This is a genomic window from Methylobacterium sp. 190mf (assembly GCF_900107945.1).
Lineage (GTDB): Bacteria > Pseudomonadota > Alphaproteobacteria > Rhizobiales > Beijerinckiaceae > Methylobacterium.
In genome coordinates, this window is sequence record NZ_FNVI01000019.1 from 1 (window position 1) to 16,134 (window position 16,134).

The 16,134-nt window shown below is 73.4% G+C and carries 19 protein-coding genes; 7 read left to right on the plus strand and 12 right to left on the minus strand.

The window, feature by feature from the left end:
* The 11 genes from C4T42_RS21075 to C4T42_RS21125 all read right to left on the minus strand — a co-directional run.
* The coding region (locus tag C4T42_RS21075; RefSeq protein ID WP_280177398.1) for a 1-deoxy-D-xylulose-5-phosphate synthase N-terminal domain-containing protein at window positions 1-293 on the minus strand (293 nt) is incomplete at its 3' end.
* A 43-nt stretch (window positions 294-336) separates the two neighbouring features.
* Window positions 337-597: an exodeoxyribonuclease VII small subunit gene (locus C4T42_RS21080; protein ID WP_012320922.1), complete on the minus strand. Its 261-nt coding sequence runs from the start codon at window positions 595-597 to the stop codon at window positions 337-339.
* Window positions 598-736: 139 nt separating this feature from the next.
* Window positions 737-1,249 carry a protein-tyrosine phosphatase family protein gene (locus C4T42_RS21085; protein WP_020093937.1) on the minus strand — a complete coding sequence of 171 codons (513 nt, stop codon included), beginning with the start codon at window positions 1,247-1,249 and terminating at the stop codon, window positions 737-739.
* A 50-nt stretch (window positions 1,250-1,299) separates the two neighbouring features.
* Window positions 1,300-1,860 carry a hydrolase gene (locus tag C4T42_RS21090; RefSeq protein WP_020093936.1) on the minus strand — a complete coding sequence of 187 codons (561 nt, stop codon included), beginning with the start codon at window positions 1,858-1,860 and terminating at the stop codon, window positions 1,300-1,302.
* A gap of 26 nt (window positions 1,861-1,886) precedes the next feature.
* A complete protein-coding gene (locus tag C4T42_RS21095) occupies window positions 1,887-2,501 on the minus strand; it encodes a DNA-3-methyladenine glycosylase I (RefSeq protein ID WP_020093935.1) in 615 nt (204 codons plus the stop codon).
* Window positions 2,502-2,643: 142 nt separating this feature from the next.
* Window positions 2,644-3,495: a folate-binding protein YgfZ gene (locus C4T42_RS21100; protein WP_103985833.1), complete on the minus strand. Its 852-nt coding sequence runs from the start codon at window positions 3,493-3,495 to the stop codon at window positions 2,644-2,646.
* Window positions 3,496-3,596: 101 nt separating this feature from the next.
* Window positions 3,597-3,851, minus strand: coding sequence for a hypothetical protein (locus C4T42_RS21105; protein ID WP_012320917.1), 255 nt, complete (start codon window positions 3,849-3,851; stop codon window positions 3,597-3,599).
* A gap of 159 nt (window positions 3,852-4,010) precedes the next feature.
* Window positions 4,011-4,469, minus strand: a complete 459-nt coding sequence (locus C4T42_RS21110) for a TIGR02301 family protein (protein WP_020093933.1) — start codon at window positions 4,467-4,469, stop codon at window positions 4,011-4,013.
* Window positions 4,466-5,002: an NUDIX hydrolase gene (locus tag C4T42_RS21115; RefSeq protein ID WP_020093932.1), complete on the minus strand. Its 537-nt coding sequence runs from the start codon at window positions 5,000-5,002 to the stop codon at window positions 4,466-4,468. The genes C4T42_RS21110 and C4T42_RS21115 overlap by 4 nt, the downstream gene beginning before the upstream one ends.
* Complete coding sequence (locus C4T42_RS21120; RefSeq protein ID WP_020093931.1) at window positions 4,999-6,198, minus strand: hypothetical protein; 1,200 nt, start codon at window positions 6,196-6,198, stop codon at window positions 4,999-5,001. Before C4T42_RS21120 ends, C4T42_RS21115 begins: the two co-directional genes overlap by 4 nt.
* Window positions 6,195-6,917 (minus strand): SDR family oxidoreductase, encoded by a 723-nt coding sequence (locus tag C4T42_RS21125; RefSeq protein WP_041372745.1) that lies wholly within the window; start codon window positions 6,915-6,917, stop codon window positions 6,195-6,197. Before C4T42_RS21125 ends, C4T42_RS21120 begins: the two co-directional genes overlap by 4 nt.
* Before the next feature lie 174 nt (window positions 6,918-7,091).
* Between C4T42_RS21125 and C4T42_RS21130 the strand changes: the two genes are divergently transcribed.
* The 4 genes from C4T42_RS21130 (at window position 7,092) to thiL (ending at window position 9,933) form a co-directional block, all read left to right on the plus strand.
* Window positions 7,092-7,679, plus strand: coding sequence for a hypothetical protein (locus C4T42_RS21130; protein ID WP_020093930.1), 588 nt, complete (start codon window positions 7,092-7,094; stop codon window positions 7,677-7,679).
* 143 nt (window positions 7,680-7,822) lie between these two features.
* On the plus strand, window positions 7,823-8,317 hold the full coding sequence (ribH, locus tag C4T42_RS21135; RefSeq protein WP_020093929.1) for a 6,7-dimethyl-8-ribityllumazine synthase: 495 nt from the start codon (window positions 7,823-7,825) through the stop codon (window positions 8,315-8,317).
* 11 nt (window positions 8,318-8,328) lie between these two features.
* On the plus strand, window positions 8,329-8,934 hold the full coding sequence (nusB, locus tag C4T42_RS21140) for a transcription antitermination factor NusB (protein ID WP_170863012.1): 606 nt from the start codon (window positions 8,329-8,331) through the stop codon (window positions 8,932-8,934).
* A gap of 3 nt (window positions 8,935-8,937) precedes the next feature.
* Window positions 8,938-9,933 carry a thiamine-phosphate kinase gene (thiL, locus tag C4T42_RS21145; RefSeq protein ID WP_020093927.1) on the plus strand — a complete coding sequence of 332 codons (996 nt, stop codon included), beginning with the start codon at window positions 8,938-8,940 and terminating at the stop codon, window positions 9,931-9,933.
* On the opposite strand, the gene C4T42_RS21150 is transcribed toward thiL, so the two are convergent.
* On the minus strand, window positions 9,853-10,224 hold the full coding sequence (locus C4T42_RS21150; protein WP_103985864.1) for a hypothetical protein: 372 nt from the start codon (window positions 10,222-10,224) through the stop codon (window positions 9,853-9,855). The two genes, thiL and C4T42_RS21150, sit on opposite strands and share 81 nt — an antisense overlap.
* A gap of 448 nt (window positions 10,225-10,672) precedes the next feature.
* On the opposite strand from C4T42_RS21150, the gene C4T42_RS21155 reads away from it, so the two are divergent.
* The 3 genes from C4T42_RS21155 to C4T42_RS21165 all read left to right on the plus strand — a co-directional run bounded on the left by C4T42_RS21155 (window position 10,673) and on the right by C4T42_RS21165 (window position 16,120).
* Window positions 10,673-12,817, plus strand: a complete 2,145-nt coding sequence (locus C4T42_RS21155; RefSeq protein ID WP_020093925.1) for a sodium-translocating pyrophosphatase — start codon at window positions 10,673-10,675, stop codon at window positions 12,815-12,817.
* 194 nt (window positions 12,818-13,011) lie between these two features.
* Window positions 13,012-14,103: an alkene reductase gene (locus C4T42_RS21160; protein WP_020093884.1), complete on the plus strand. Its 1,092-nt coding sequence runs from the start codon at window positions 13,012-13,014 to the stop codon at window positions 14,101-14,103.
* Window positions 14,104-14,206: 103 nt separating this feature from the next.
* Window positions 14,207-16,120 (plus strand): PAS domain S-box protein, encoded by a 1,914-nt coding sequence (locus C4T42_RS21165; protein ID WP_020093883.1) that lies wholly within the window; start codon window positions 14,207-14,209, stop codon window positions 16,118-16,120.
* Window positions 16,121-16,134 lie beyond the last annotated feature (14 nt).

Here is a 16,134-nt window from a genome sequence, read left to right on the forward strand (position 1 = left end):
AGCGTCCGGATGCGGTCGCGGCGCTCGGTGAGGATCTTGTGGGGGTAGCACTGGTGTCCGACGTCCCAGACGATGCGGTCGTCGGGGGTGTCGAACACGTGGTGCAGCGCCACGGTCAGCTCGACCACGCCGAGCCCCGAGCCAAGATGGCCGCCGGTGATCGAGACCGCGTCGATCATCTCGGCGCGCACCGCGTCCGCCACCGCCGGAAGCTCCGACTCCGGAAGACGCCGCAGCGCCGAAGGAGACGGAACGCGGTCGAGAAGTGCACTCTGCTCGGGGGTAATCGCCACGGCATCAACCTCTAACGGATGGGATCGGTTCGACCGCCGAGCCTCAGGACATGTCGAGCGGGGCGACGCCCTCGGGCCGCCCGTCGGAGCCCAGCGTGATCCGCTGGATCCGCGCCTCGGCCCGCTTCAGCAGCGCCTCGCAATGCTTCTTCAGCACCTCGCCGCGCTCGTAGATCGCCACCGACTCGTCGAGCGGCACGTCGCCGCGCTCGAGCCGGCGGACGATTTCCTCGAGCTGTTCCAGCGCCTTCTCGAAGGGCAGGTCGCCGGCGGCGGGGGCCACCTCGGGTCTGCTCGCACTCATCCCAGATACTTCCTTTGGGGGTGTTTGTACGGCGCGATCCCCGGTCGCCACAACCCTGGGGGCCAGTCCGCCGGCCGGGTCCGCACCGTTTTGGACGGCCGCGGCGGCGTTTGCGCCACACTTCGCACCGGCGTTCGGTTCACGCCAGCGCGAGGGTGAACGGCGTGCCCTCGAAGGCGTCGGCGCCGCGCCCGATGCGGGCGATCGCCGCGACCATGCGGCCGTCGCGGTCGAGCATCCGGTCGGCGATCGCCACGAACAGGGCGTTGGGCGTCGCCGAGGGCGAGGCGGACCGCAGGGCGTCGGCGATCGCCGCCTCGTCGCGCTCGGGCGCCAGCGCGCAGGCCGCGATGTAGGCGGCGGCCGTCGAGCGGCTGATCCCGGCGTAGCAGTGGATCACCAGCGGCTTCTCCCGCGGCCAGGTCCGGACGAAGTCGAGAAGCCGGGCCACGTGTTCTTCAGCCGGCAAAACGTGCCCGTCCCGGGCCGCCGCGATGTCGCTGACCCAGATGATGGCGTGGTTCGCGGCGTCGATCACGGCCGGCCGCTCCAGCGGCGTGCCGACATTGATCAGCGTGAGCACGTGGCTCGCGCCCGTGGCGGCGACGGTCTCGGGCAGGCGTGAGAGCGGACAGACGTGGAGGGTCGGCATGGTGGGGCGCCAGTGACCTGCGATCGTGACGGATCGAGGGCGAAGATCCGTCAGGGCCGGGACAGGGCGGTGAAGCGCGCGAGGAATCGCGCCTCGGCCTCGGCGGTCGGCCACGGCCCGGCCAGGGCCGACACCGACTCGGGCAGGTCGACCGAGGGGCCGAAATAGCGCTCGGCCTCCTCCGGCGCGAAGCCGGCCAGGCGCACCGCCTCGGCGTGGGCGGCGATCCGGTCGGCCCGCTTCACGAGCTGGGCGAGGGCGGGCGAGGGGGCGGCCAGCTCGAAGCGGCGGCGCACCGCCGCGAGCAGGCGCAGCTCGACGCCGCGATAGGCGTCGCCGATGGCGGCCTTGAGCGGCGAGATGATGTCCCCGACCACGTATTCCGGCGCGTCGTGCAGGAGCAGCTCGAGCCCGTCCCGGTCAGTGCAGCCGGGGGCGAGGTGGCGGCCCACCGCCTCGACCAGCAGGCTGTGCTGGGCCACCGAGAAGACGTGCGGCCCGCGGGTCTGGCCGTTCCAGCGCGCGACCCGGGCGAGGCCGTGGGCGATGTCGGCGATCTCGATGTCCCCGGGCGCCGGGTCGAGGAGGTCGAGGCGGCGGCCAGAGAGCATGCGCTGCCACGCGCGCGGCGGCGTGCTCACCGGGACCCGCCGAGCGCAGCGCAGGGCCCGTGCCGGTGGCAGCCGACGAGGTGATCGTTGACCATGCCCACCGCCTGCATGAACGCGTGCACGATGGTCGGCCCGCAGAAGGAGAAGCCCTCGGCCTTCAGGGCCTTCCCGATCGCCCGGGAGACCGGCGTCTCGGTGGCGATCTCCGCGCGGGTCCGCGCCGTGCCCTGGACCGGCCGGCCGTCGACGAAGTCCCACAGGAAGTGCGCGAAGCCGGGGCCGCGCTCCTCGATCCGCAGCCACGCCCGGGCGCCCGCGACGGTGCCCTGGATCTTGGCGCGGTTGCGGATGATGCGGGTGTCGGCCATCAGCCGCGCGACGTCCGCCTCGGTGAAGCGGGCGATCCGCTCGGGATCGAAATCCGCGAAGGCGTCGCGGAACCCGTCCCGGCGGCGCAGGATGGTGATCCACGACAGCCCGGCCTGGAAGCCGTCGAGGATCAGCTTCTCGTAGAGAGCGCGGCCGTCATGCTCGGGCACGCCCCACTCGGTGTCGTGATAGGCGACGTAGAGCGGGTCGAGCCCAGCCCACCAGCAGCGTGGGCAGCCGTCGGGATGGTCGATGAGGCCGGTCTCGGACATACGGCGATGGTAACGAGAACAGGAGCGGAACGCCACCGCCGCGGCGGGGACCGCACGGCCACCTCGACGGCCGCCCCGACGGTCCCTTCCGCCGGTGCAAGACGAGCCGCGGTCACGCGGCCCGATCCCGCGCGTCGCGATCCTACCCGGCCGCGCTCGCCGCCGCGTCCGGCATGGCGAAGGTCGCGCAGGCGGGGCGCGCCAGCGTCACGGGCTGGTCGCCCGCGCGCGGGGTCTCGCCGGAGGCGAGCGCGTCGCCCAGTCGGTCGAGGCGGACCGTGGCGAGGCCGCGATTCCCCGCGGCGCTGCCCGTGGTGCCGAGCACCTTGCCGCCCGCGGTGATCTCGGTGCCGGGCGGGGGCGCGGCGTCCGCGTAGGCGGCCGCCAGGATGCGGGTCCGGGCCGTGCCGCGGTGCTGCATCCGCGAGACCACCTCCTGGCCGACGTAGCAGCCCTTGCGGAAGTCGACGCCGCCGAGCTGATCCATCAGCGCCTCGTGCGGGAATGCGTCGCCGAAGGCGAAGTCGCGTCCGCCCTCGGGCACGCCGAGGGCGATCCGGTGCGCGTGGTACTCGGCCTCGGCGGCGTCCGCCGAGAAGGCGCCCGCTTCGGCGTAGAGACGGGCGCCGAGATCGGCCGCGCGGGAATCGGCCAGCGCCTCCGCGGCGGGCGGGGCCGCGCCGGCCCAGGCCGCCGCGACCGCGACGGTCGGGTCGGCCGCGATGGTCGCCTGCGCGCGCAGGCGATAGAGCGTCAGGCGCTTGACGAGGTCCGCGGCCCTTTCGACCAGCACGTCGAACCGGAAGCCGTCGGGGATCCGCGAGACCAGGAAATCGAAGAGGATCTTGCCCTGCGGCGTGAGCAGGGCGCCGAGGCGCGCCTCGCCGGGCTGGAGCGTCTCGACGTTGCAGGTCAGGACGCCCTGGAGCAGCGTCGTGGCGTCCGGTCCGGTGACGGTGACCAGGGCGCGGTCCGGCAGCAGGGCGACGGGCATGGGCGGCGATTCCTCGGGGCGCGAACGGTCCGGCTGGCCGGACCGCGGACCCGGGACGTAGTCGCTGACCGCCCGCGCCTCAACCGTCCGCGCTCACCTGCTCAATGCTGGAGCGTCGTGGTGAACGCGCCCCCGCGGATGCGCTCCGGGAATCCCTCCGCGTAACGGGCCGTGGCTTCTTCGCCGTACGTCGTCACGAGTTCCTGAAAAGCCGCGAACAGGGCGGCCTGGGCCATGCAGTCACCGTCGAGACCATCGAGGCAGCCTTCCGCGAACGCTTCCGAGACGTAACTCAGCGCGACGCGTTTCTCCTCGACATCGACCTCGATGGGGGCGGTGTGAGAGCTGTGCTGCATGGCCGGATACTTCCATTGCGCCGGACACGGGGCCCGGCGGACGCAATGGATGATAAGCAGGTCCCGGCGGCTCGGCCAGCCGAGAATTTCGGATCGGTTAACGCGAGCGCTCAAATCCGATGTTTCGCCGGCATCGCCGGTATGTGTGCTGTACCTGCATCACCCCCCGAAACGCCCGGCCAGTGCGTGCGACAGCCGGTCGCCCTCCGCGACGTACCGGGCGGCCGCCTCGTGGGCCGCGGGCGTGCAGACCCGGTAGGTCAGCGCGTAGCCGCGATAGCCGCGGTTGTAGGCGCCGGCCAGCCGGTCGCGGCGGGCCGGGGTCACGCCCTCGGAGTCGATCAGCGCCTTCATGCGGGCCGGCCAGTCGGCCGCGTCCGGGGCCGCGCAGAGGTTCCGCAGGAACGCCAGGGCCCCGATGATCTCGGACATGCGCAGCAGGTCGCGGTCGTAGGGCGCGGGCACGTCCGCGGGGGCGGGCGCCTCCTTGGACGGCTCCTTCGCGGCTTCCTTGGCGGGCGCGCCGCTCCGGCCGGAGCGCTGCTGCGCCAGCGCCGGCGCGGAGACCGGGCCTGCCAGGAGCGCTAGCAGGCACAGGAGGGTCGCGGGGCGCCTCACGCCGTCGGCTCCCCGCCCGGCATTCCCGCGCGGTTCGCGTGCCGATCCGCGCTCCCGTCCGTGGTTCCATCCATGCCCTGGGCCGCCACCCGCGCGAAGGCCTCGCGCAGGGTGTCGACCAGGCCGGGGGTGGTCGGAAGGGTCGCGACCTCCGCGAGCGTCGCCCAGCGGGTGCCCAGGGCTTCGGGCCCGGCCACGGGCTCGCCGCCGCACCACAGGGCGGCGTGCGGGTGGACGACGTAGTGGTGGCGGGCCCGGCCGGCCTCGTCCCGGACGATGATCTCCGTGGGCGAGAGCACGCCGACCACCTCGGCGGGCAGGCCGACCTCCTCGGACAGTTCGCGCAGGGCCGCCTCGGCCAGGGACTCGCCCGCCTCCACGAGGCCGCCCGGCAGGGTCCAGACGCCGCGCATCGGCTCGTTGGCCCGCGCCGCCAGCAGGACCCGCTCGCCGCGGATCACCGCGATCGACGCGCCCACGAAGGGCCGGGCCGGGAACAGTCGGCTGTCGGAATCCGGTGCGCCCGCGGTCACGGCTTGCCCTCGTCCGGTGCCACGACGGCCACCCGGCCGTCGGCGAGGCCGACGAGCAGCCGCGCCGCCGCGCCCTCGCCGAGGACGACGATGCCGGTCTCCGCGGGGGCCGGCAGCGGCATGCGCGCCCGCTCGCGCAGGCCGCCCTTGGCCGCCACGAAGGCGATCTCCGGCCGGCCCGCCACCGGCAGGACGAGCTCGGGGCTGCCGCCGGCCGGAACGGTCACGGCGAGATCCGAATCGCCGTCGCCGGCCGCGTAGCCCGCGGCCTCGCCGGCGGGCTCGATCGCGTCGGGACGCAGCGTCCAGAGCTGGAGCCGGCCCTTGGCGCTGACCGTCGCGGCCTGGGTGGCGCCCGATCCGGAGAAATCCGCGATGCCGGCGATCTTGAGGGGTGGGCCCGGCTGGGCGGGCGTGCGGGCGGCGACGGCCCAGGCCGCGCCCGGATCGCCGGCGGGCCGGTCGATCAGCACGAGGCCACCGGCATCCGCGCCGGACAGCGTCGCCGCCAGCAGCGCCGGGCGGTCCCCGAGGCGCAGCAGGCGCGGCCGCAGCGGCGCGAACACGGCCTCGCCCCCCGCCGGCACTGTCACGGTGGCCACGGGGACGGGCTTCGGATCGGTGCTCACCGCCATCGGCTGGCGCTCGCGGATCGTCAGCACCGCGGCGGCCGCGCCGCCGTCGGGGGCGCGGGTGCGCCCGGTGAGATAGGCGCTCAGGGGGCCCGAGAGGGCCCGGCGCGAGCCCGGCAGAGCCCCGCGCGGCGTCTCGGCGGCGGTCAGCCCCTCGACCGCGTCCCGACCGATCGGCCGCACGGTGACGCCGCCCTCCGCGAGGGCGAGCACGGCGCCGCCGTCGTCGCCCCAGACCACGGCGATCGGCGCGCTCTCCTCGTCGCCGGTCTGCTGGCCACCGCCCTGCGCGCCGGCTTTTGCCCCTGCCATGCCGCCGGTGATCGGCAGGAGCCCGGAGGTCGCCACCGAGACCGCGGCCTCGCTGCGCGAGCCGCGCAGCGCCCGCACCTTGAAGGGCAGGTCGAGGATCCGGATTCCGGGCTCGGCCCGCGCCCCCGCGACGGGCGCGAAGCACGCGAGGAGGCCCAGGACGAGCGAGACCCGCCCGCGGCGCGCCGCCGGGTGCCGGCGCGGTAACGCCGCGCGCGCGGAAGCGCCCCAGGAAGCGACCGATCTGGTCAAACGTGCTGGCCGCCGTTGATGTGGAGCTCGGCGCCGTTCACGTAGGAGGAGGCCTCGGTGCACAGGAAGTAGATCGCCTTGGCGACCTCGTCCGGCGTGCCGAGCCGGCGCTGCGGGATCTGCTCGACGAGCTTCTCGGTGCCGGGCGACAGGATCGACGTGTCGATCTCGCCCGGCGAGATCGCGTTCACCCGCACGCCGAGCGGCCCGAAATCGGCGGCCATCTCGCGGGTCAGGCCCGCCAGCGCCGCCTTGGAGGTGCCGTACGCCGCCCCCGCGAAGGGGTGGACGCGCGAGCCGGCGATCGACGTCACGTTGACGACCGAGCCCTTGGCCCGGGCCAGTTCCTCGCGCAGGCCCCGGGCCAGCAGGATCGTGGCGAAGAGGTTGACCTGGAAGACCCGCTGCCACGTGTCGAACTCGGTGGCCAGCGCGCCGAGGCGCTCGCCCTCCGGCCCCTTCGGCGAGATCCCGGCATTGTTGACCAGCGCGTGCAGCACCCCGCCCTCTGCGGCGAGCCGGCCCCGCACCTCCTCGACGGCGCGGACCGTGTCCTGCGCGTCGGCGAGGTCGACCTGCAGGTGGTCCTCGGGGCCCATCTCCCAGGGGCAGTTCTCCGGGAAGGCGTGGCGCGAGCAGGTGATCACGCGCCAGCCCGCGGCCGAGAAGCGCTTGACGGTGGCGTGGCCGATGCCCCGGCTCGCGCCCGTGAGCAGCATGATGCGCCGGCGTTCGTTGACGGGGAGGGCCAAAGCCGTAAGCCTCGCTGGCGTTCAGGGATCGCCGCCCGGTCGGGCGCGGTGCGTGCCGGTGAGCCCCAATGGTCTAGGCGCACGGGCACCGGAAATCCAGAGCGGGCCGCGCGTCGGCGCCGAAGCACGGAGGGGAAACGCATGGCCAGCGGGCAGACCAGCGCGGAGCGCATGCCGGAGATCCCGGCCGGCGGCCTGTCCCCGGCGCAGGAAGAGGCGGCGGCCGCGTTCCGGGCCGAGCGCGGCGTCCCGGTCTTCGGGCCGTTCGTGCCGCTCCTGCGCAGCCCCGAGCTGATGCTGTGCGCGAGCCGGATGGGCCAGTACCTGCGCTACGGCAGCGTCCTGCCGCTGCGGATCAGCGAGTTCGCGATCCTGGTGGTCGCGCGGGAATGGAGCCAGCCGGTCGAGTGGGCGATCCACCACCCGATCGCCCTCGAGGCCGGGGTCGCCCCCGAGACCGCGCGGGCGCTGGCCGCGGGGCGCCGCCCCGACACGATGAGCGCCGACGAGGCCCTCGCCTACGCGTTCTCGACCGAGCTGATGCGCAACCGCGCGGTGAGCGACGCGACCTACGCGGCCCTGGTCGCGCGCTTCGGCGAGCAGGGGGCGATCGATCTGACCGGCATCAACGGCTACTACGCGCTGCTCGCCATGACGATGAACGTCGCCCGCACGGCCCTGCCGGAGGGCGGCCCCGCGGCCCCGCCGCTGCCGCCGCTGGTCGGGTAGGGCGCGCCGCCGCGGCCGCGGCGCGGGCCGGGGTCGATCCCGCGCGGCTTGTGGCGCCGGCCGCTTCGGTCTAACCGTCCTCCCCCGTGCGGGTGCCCGACGTGCCGCCCGCCCGTTCCCGAAAACCCGGCCGGACGAGAGCCATGGTCGCCCATACCCGCGCCGATTCGGCGCCCAAGCCCACCGACCCGGCGCTCGCCGGCGCCCGGATCCTCGTGGTCGAGGCGCGCTACTACGACGCGATCGCCGACGAACTCCTGGCCGGCGCCCTGGCGGCGATCGCGGCCGCCGACGCGCAGGCCACCGTGGTCACCGTGCCGGGGGCCCTGGAGATCCCCGCCGCCGTGGCGATCCTGCTCGACACGGGCGCCTACGACGCCGTGGTGGCGCTCGGCTGCGTGATCCGCGGCGAGACCGGCCACTACGACATCGTCGCCGGCGAGAGCGCCCGGGCGCTCATGGACCTGTCGGTGCAGCGCCGCGTGCCGCTGGGCAACGGCATCCTCACGGTCGAGACCGAGGCGCAGGCGCTCGCCCGCGCCCGGGTCGCCGAGATGAACAAGGGCGGCGGCGCCGCCGAGGCGGCGCTCGGCGTGCTCGCCCTGAAGCGTGCGGCCGAAGGCGCGCGCCCGCGATGACGGATACACCCATGACCGGGACCCCCGAGACCCAGCCGGAGACCGGCGCGGAGAATGGCACCGGCACCGCCGGCGCCCCCGCCAAGATCAGCCTGCGCAGCGGCGCCCGCCTCGCGGTGGTGCAGGCGCTCTACGAGATGGACGTCTCCGGCAAGGGCGTGCTCGACGCCCTCGCCGAGTTCGAGGCCTTCTGGATCGGCCAGGAGGTCGACGGGATCGCCCATCCCCCGGCCGAGACCGCGTTCTTCCGCGACCTGCTGCGCGGCACGGTCGAGGAGCAGCGCGCCATCGACCCCAAGCTCGACCAGGCCCTCGCGCAGGGCTGGCCGCTGCGGCGCATCGAGATCGTGCTCCGGGCGATCCTGCGGGCGGGCGCCTACGAGCTGATGTTCCGCCGCGACGTGCCGGCGGCCGCGGCGATCTCGGAATACGTCGACGTCGCCCACAGCTTCTACACGGCCGACGAGCCGGGCCTCGTCAACGCCGTCCTCGACCGGGTCGCCCGGGAGGTCCGGCCGGGCGAGGTCGGGGCCCCGAAGGCCTCCGGCAAGCCGGGCTCGTCCAAGCCGCTCCCCGGCAAAGCTGCGGCTGGGAAACCGTCGGCCGGGAAGGCCTGAGTCTTGGTCGGGCCGGCCCGCGCCTCCGAGGAGGGGCTGATCGCCCGCTACTTCGCCCCGCTCGCGGGGCCGGGCGCCGACGGGCTCCGGGACGACGCCGCCGCGCTGACACCGGCGCCGGGCCACGACCTCGTCCTCACCGCCGACGCCGTGGTGGCGGGCGTCCACTACTTCGCGGAGGATCCGCCGGCCTCGATCGCCCGCAAGGCGCTCGGCGTGAACCTCTCCGACATCGCCGCCAAGGGCGCGGTCCCGCGCGGCTTCCTGCTGACCCTGGCGCTGCCCGACGATTGGACGGAGACCTGGCTCGCCGGATTCGCGCAGGGGCTCGGCGCGGCGGCCGAGGCGGCCGGCTGCCCGCTGCTGGGCGGCGACACGGTGCGCTCCGGCGGCCCCGCGCTGATCTCGGTGAGCGTGTTCGGCGAGCTGCCGACCGGCGCCATCGTGCGGCGCGCCACCGCGCGGGTCGGCGACCGGATCTGCGTCACCGGCACGATCGGCGACGCCGCCCTCGGCCTGCGGATGCGCCTGGAGGGCGACGCCCCCTGGGCGGCCGGCCTCGATCCGGCGCTGCGGGCCGAACTCGCCGACCGCTACCTGCACCCGCGCCCGCGGCTCGCCGCCGCGCCGGCCATCCGCCGCCACGCCTCGGCGGCCATGGACGTGTCCGACGGCCTCGCGGGCGATCTCGCCAAGATGCTGGGCGCGGGCCGCACCGCCCGGGTGGCGACGGCGGACGTGCCGCTCTCGGAGGCGGCCCGGTGCGCCTGCGCGGCGGACCCCGCCCTGATCGAGGCGGTCCTGACCGGCGGCGACGATTACGAGATCCTCTGCACCGTCGCGCCGGAGCGCCTGGCGGATTTCCGGGCTGAGGCCGCGGCGGCCGGGATCGCCGTCGCCGCCATCGGCACCGTCACCTCAGGCGACGGCCCGCCGCGCTTCGAAATGCGCGATGGCGCCGAGCGCGTGTTCGCGGCCGGAGCCTTCAGCCACTTCTGACGCCCAGATCGCGTCCGGTCCCGAGATCATCGGGCCGGCGGAATCCCCGGCCGGGTGGCCGATCTGGCGCCGGACCTCGCCGATCATCGCGGCGGCGACCACCGGGATCCAGCGGCCGGCCGGGTCCCCGCCCGCGCCCGGCGCCCGGGACAGGGCGCGCTGCAGCACGCAGAGCAGGTCGTCCTGGACCGTGACCGGCTGCGCCGCGACCCGCTCTGCGATCAGGAAGCCGACCGCGCCGCTCAACACCTCGATGGTCGCCGCCAACCTGGCGGCCTGGTCGCTGCTCATGGCGAGTCCCTCGTCCGAATACAACCAAAAATAGAATATCGGTTGGTCAAGGCGACGTTAACGGCCGCTCGAGCCGCTCGCGTTCGTGATGTTCCGGTTCGGGGGACGGGCATCTCCGCTCGCGGGAGCCGCGCTCGGCCCCCTATCCCGCACGGAAGAGGGGGCTCGCGCCCATGGAACCGTGTGCAGCGGCCGGCGGGAAACCAGATCTGCAACATAATGCAGCATTGCGGGTTCGAGGGCTTTTTAGCCCCCGGGTCGTGAGGCCCGATTACCGGCGTCGCCCGCCGACGCGGCGTTTGCGCTCCCCGGCGAAGTTTGGCAATCAAGGCATTGTTCTGGGAAGGAAAGCCCCGAATCCGAGCGCCGCGTCCCATGGCCGTCGTCCGGCGGCCAAGCTCGACAATCACAAGCCAACGCCAGGCACGATAATAACAAGGACGGTCGAATGATTCCCTTGATCCTGATCATCGCGGGCGGGCTCTGCGCCGTCGCCTACGGCATCGTCACGATCCTCGACGTGATGCGGCGCGACGCCGGCACGCAGCGCATGCAGGAGATCGCCGCCGCCATCGCCGAGGGCGCGCAGGCCTATCTCCGGCGGCAATACACGACGATCGGCCTCGTCGGCGTCGTCCTGTTCGTCCTTCTCGCCGTCTTCCTCGGGATCAAGGTCGCGGTCGGCTTCCTGATCGGCGCCGTTCTGTCGGGCGCGGCCGGCTTCATCGGCATGAACGTCTCGGTCCGGGCCAACGTCCGCACGGCCCAGGCCGCCTCGACCTCGCTGGGCGGCGGCCTCGACGTCGCCTTCAAGTCGGGGGCGGTGACCGGCATGCTGGTGGCGGGCCTCGCGCTGCTGGGCGTGGCCCTCTACTACCTGTTCCTCACCCGCGCCGCCCATCTCGAGCCGTCGAGCCGCGAGGTGATCGACGCCCTCGTGGCGCTCGGCTTCGGCGCCTCGCTGATCTCGATCTTCGCCCGCCTCGGCGGCGGCATCTTCACCAAGGGCGCCGATGTCGGCGGCGACCTCGTCGGCAAGGTCGAGGCCGGCATCCCGGAGGACGATCCGCGCAACCCCGCCACCATCGCCGACAATGTCGGCGACAATGTCGGCGACTGCGCCGGCATGGCGGCCGACCTGTTCGAGACCTACGCGGTCACGGTCGTCGCCACGATGGTGCTGGCCGCGATCTTCTTCTCCGGCGCGGGCGGGAGCAACCGCGACGTCCTCGAGCCGATGATGCTGTACCCGCTCGCCATCGGGTCGGCCTGCATCCTCACCTCCATCGCCGGCACCTACGCGGTGCGGCTCGGCGCGAACCAGTCGATCATGGGGGCGCTCTACAAGGGGCTGATCGCCGCCGGCGTGCTCTCCATCGCGGCGATCGCGGCGGTCAACATGACCCTGCTAGGCGGCTTCTCGACGAGCTTCACCACCTCGACCGGCCTGACCTTCACGTCGGCCGCGCTGTTCGGCTGCGCGGTGATCGGGCTCGCCATCACGGCGCTGATCGTCGTGATCACCGAGTACTACACGGGCACCAACTTCCGCCCGGTGAAGTCGATCGCCGACGCGTCGGTGACCGGCCACGGCACCAACGTGATCCAGGGGCTGGCGATCTCGCTCGAATCGACCGCGCTGCCGGCCATCGTGATCGTGGCAGGCATCATCAGCACCTACGCGCTCGCCGGCCTGTTCGGCATCGCCATCGCGGTCACCGCCATGCTGGCGCTCGCGGGCTTCATCGTGGCGCTGGACGCCTTCGGGCCGGTCACCGACAATGCCGGCGGCATCGCCGAGATGGCGGGCCTGCCCTCGGAGGTGCGCAAGTCGACCGACGCCCTCGACGCGGTCGGCAACACCACCAAGGCGGTGACGAAGGGCTACGCGATCGGCTCGGCGGGTCTCGGCGCGCTGGTGCTGTTTGCCGCCTACACGTCGGACCTGAACTACTTCATCGCCCATGCGAGCCCGACGCAGTACCGCTTCTTCCAGGGCGTCAGCGTCGATTTCTCGCTCTCCAACCCCTACGTCGTGGTCGGGCTGCTGCTCGGCGGCCTGATCCCGTTCCTGTTCGCCGGCATCGCCATGACGGCGGTCGGGCGCGCGGCGGGCGCGGTGGTCGAGGAGGTCCGGCGCCAGTTCCGGGCCAAGCCCGGCATCATGCAGGGCACGGACCGGCCGGATTACGGGCGGGCGGTGGACATGCTCACCCGCGCGGCGATCAAGGAGATGATCATCCCGTCGCTGCTGCCGGTCCTGTCGCCGATAGTGCTGTTCTTCGTGATCCAGTTCATCGCCGGGAAGAGCCAGGCCTTCGCCACCGTGGGCGCGAGCCTGCTCGGCGTGATCCTCACCGGCCTCTACGTGGCGATCTCGATGACCTCGGGCGGCGGTGCCTGGGACAACGCCAAGAAGTACATCGAGGACGGCCACCACGGCGGCAAGGGCTCCGACGCCCACAAGGCGGCGGTGACCGGTGACACGGTCGGCGACCCCTACAAGGACACCGCCGGTCCGGCGGTGAACCCGGCGATCAAGATCACCAACATCATCGCCCTGCTGCTGCTCGCCGTGCTGGCGCACAGCTGAGTTCCGCGAAGACCGGATCGGCCGACGGGGCCGGGCTCTCCGCGAGCCCGGCCCTTCCCGTTTCGCCGTGTGCGCCCCCGCACGCGACGGCCAGTCCCGCGGCGCAGCACCTTGGCATCGCGGCGCCGCAGCGCCACCTCGGCGCCGGATTAAAACCCGGACGCGGCCCCCGCCGCACCAGCACGAGGTAACCCATGCCGTCCCTGCTCGACCCGATCCGCATCGGCGCCATCGAGGCGAAGAACCGGATCTTCATGGCGCCGCTGACCCGCGGCCGCGGCACCCGCGAGCACGTTCCGACCCCGATCATGGCCGAGTACTACGCCCAGCGCGCCGGCGCCGGCCTGATCCTCACCGAAGCCACCGGTATCAGCCAGGAGGGGCTCGGCTGGCCCTACGCGCCCGGCATCTGGTCCGACGCCCAGGTCGACGCGTGGCGGCCGATCGTGAAGGCCGTGCACGACAAGGGCGGCAAGATCGTCTGTCAGATCTGGCACATGGGCCGGATGGTCCATTCGGACTTCCTCGGCGGCGCCAAGCCGGTCTCGTCCTCGGCCACGACGGCGCCCGACCAGGCCCACACCTATTCCGGCAAGAAGCCCTACAGCGAGGCCCGCGCCCTGGAGGTGTCCGAGATCCCGCGCCTGCTCGGCGATTACGAGCGGGCCACCGCCAACGCCCTGGCTGCCGGGTTCGACGGGGTGCAGATCCACGCCGCGAACGGCTACCTGATCGACGAGTTCCTCCGCGACGGCACCAACCACCGCACCGACCAGTACGGCGGGTCCGTCGAGAACCGCGTGCGGCTCCTGCGCGAGGTGACCGAGGCGGTGGCGAAGGTCGCCGGGCCGGAGCGCACCGGCGTGCGCCTCTCGCCGAACGGCGCGATCCAGGGCTGCAACGACTCGAACCCGGAGCCGCTGTTCGTCGCCGCCGCCCAGGCGCTCGCCGATGCCGGGATCGCCTTCCTGGAGATGCGCGAGCCGGGGCCGAACGGCACCTTCGGCAAAGCCGACCACCCGCCGATCGCCCCGGCGATGCGGCGCGTGTTCCGCAACCCGATGATCCTGAACGCCGACTACGACGGGGTCAGCGGCCAGAAGGCGCTGGATGCCGGCGAGGCCGACGCCATCGCGTTCGGCCGGACCTTCATCGCCAACCCGGACCTCGCCGAGCGGATCGCCAGGAAGGCGCCGCTCGCCAAGGACGACGCCGCGACGTGGTACAGCCAGGGCCCCGAGGGCTACGTCGACTACCCGACCCTGACCGAGTCCCGCGCCGCCTGACGCGCCGCCGTCGCGCGCCCTGCCGCGACCCGGAGGGCTGCGGCAGGAAACCGCGGCAATTCCTTGGCAGCGGGCCGTCGCGCGCCTATGTGAGGGCAGGACCATGGATGTGCCTGCACCTCACGCGCTCGCGGAAGCCGGACCGACCGACGGGCGCTGGCGCGCCGCCGACCGGATCGCCGAACTGCGCGACCTCGCGATCCTCGATTCCGAGCCCGAGCCGCTCTACGACGACCTCGTGCGGGTCGCCGCTTACGTCTGCCGGGCGCCGGTCGCGCTCGTCAGCCTCGTCGATGCCGAGCGGCAGTGGTTCAAGTCGGAGGTGGGCCTCGGCAAGCGCGAGCTGCCGATCAATTGCTCGGTCTGTGCCCACACGATTGAGGCCGGCGACCTTCTCGTCATCCCGGACCTGACCACGGACCCCCGGACCACCGAGAATCCCCTCGTGACCGGCGCACCGGCCTTCCGGTTCTACGCGGGTGCGGTGATCCGCGGCAGCCATGGCATCCCGCTCGGCGCGCTGTGCGTGCTGGACCGCGTCCCGCGGCCGGAGGGGCTCGATTCGGAGCAGACCGCGACCCTGCTGGCGCTGGCGCGCCAGATCTCCAGCCTGCTGGAGCACCGCAGGACGCTGGCGCAGGTCGCCGCCCGCGAGGCGGAGATCGCCGCGAGCGAGCGCCGCTTCCGCGTGATGACCTCGGCGATGCCCCAGATGGTCTGGACCACGCGGCCGGACGGGTTCCACGACTACTACAACGACCGCTGGTACGAGTTCACCGGCGTCCCCTACGGCTCCACCGACGGCGAGGGCTGGAACGGTGTGTTCCATGCCGAGGACCAGGACAGGGCCTGGGCGCGGTGGCGCCACTGCCTCGCGACCGGCGAGCCCTACGAGATCGAGTATCGCCTGCGCCACCACAGCGGCGACTACCGCTGGACCCTGGGGCGGGCCATGCCGATCCGGGACGCCGAGGGGCGGATCGAGCGGTGGTTCGGGACCTGCACCGACATCGACGACCTGAAGCGCGCCGAGGCCGAGGCCCGCAAGCTCGCGGCGATTGTCGAGACGTCCAAGGACTTCATCGGACTCAGCACCCTTGAGGGCGCGATCACCCATCTCAACGAGGCGGCGCTGGCCCTGGTCGGCCTGCCCGACCTCGCGGCCGCCCGCGCCAAGAAAGTGCCCGATTTCTTCACCGACGAGAGTCGCCGGATCCTGGCCCAGACGGTGATGCCGGCGGTGCGCCGCGACGGGTTCTGGGAGGGTGAACTCGCCTTCCGGCACTTCGTCACCGGCGAGCCCCTGGCGGTGCTCTACAACATCTTCCCCGTGCGCGACCCGACCGGGGCCGAGATCGGCTACGCCACGGTCACCCGCGACCTGCGCGAGGCGAAGCGCGCCGAGGAGGCCCGCGATCTGCTGATCCGCGAGCTGTCGCACCGGATCAAGAACATCTTCGCGGTGGTGGGCGGCCTCGCCGCCCTGACCGCGCGGACCGACCCCGCGGCCAAGCCCTTCGTGGCCGCGTTCCGCGAGCGGCTCGGCGCCCTGGCCCGGGCCCATGAATACGTCCGCCCGCACTCCCCCGACAGCGCCCCGCCGGTCGCTGGCCAGACGGTGCTCGGGCTGATGCGCCTGATCATGGCCGCCTACGAGGAGAACGGACGCGCCCGCGTGGTGATCTCGGGGGACGATGCCGAGATCGGCGAGCGCACCGCCACGGCCCTCGCGCTGATCATGCACGAGCAGGCGACGAACGCGGTCAAGTACGGCGGCCTGTCGACGCGGGAGGGCGGCGTCTCGCTGAGCGGGACCCGCGAGGCGGGCCGCTACACCCTGACCTGGCGCGAGGAGGGCGGCCCGCAGATCGCCGGCGCGCCGTCCCGGAAGGGATTCGGCACGGTGCTGGCCGAGCGCAGCGTCGCCGGCCAGCTCGACGGCGCGCTGGAGCACGACTGGGCGCCGGGCGGTCTCCTGATGCGGCTCAGCGTCCCGCTCGAGAACCTGCGGACCTGACGTGGCTCGGATGC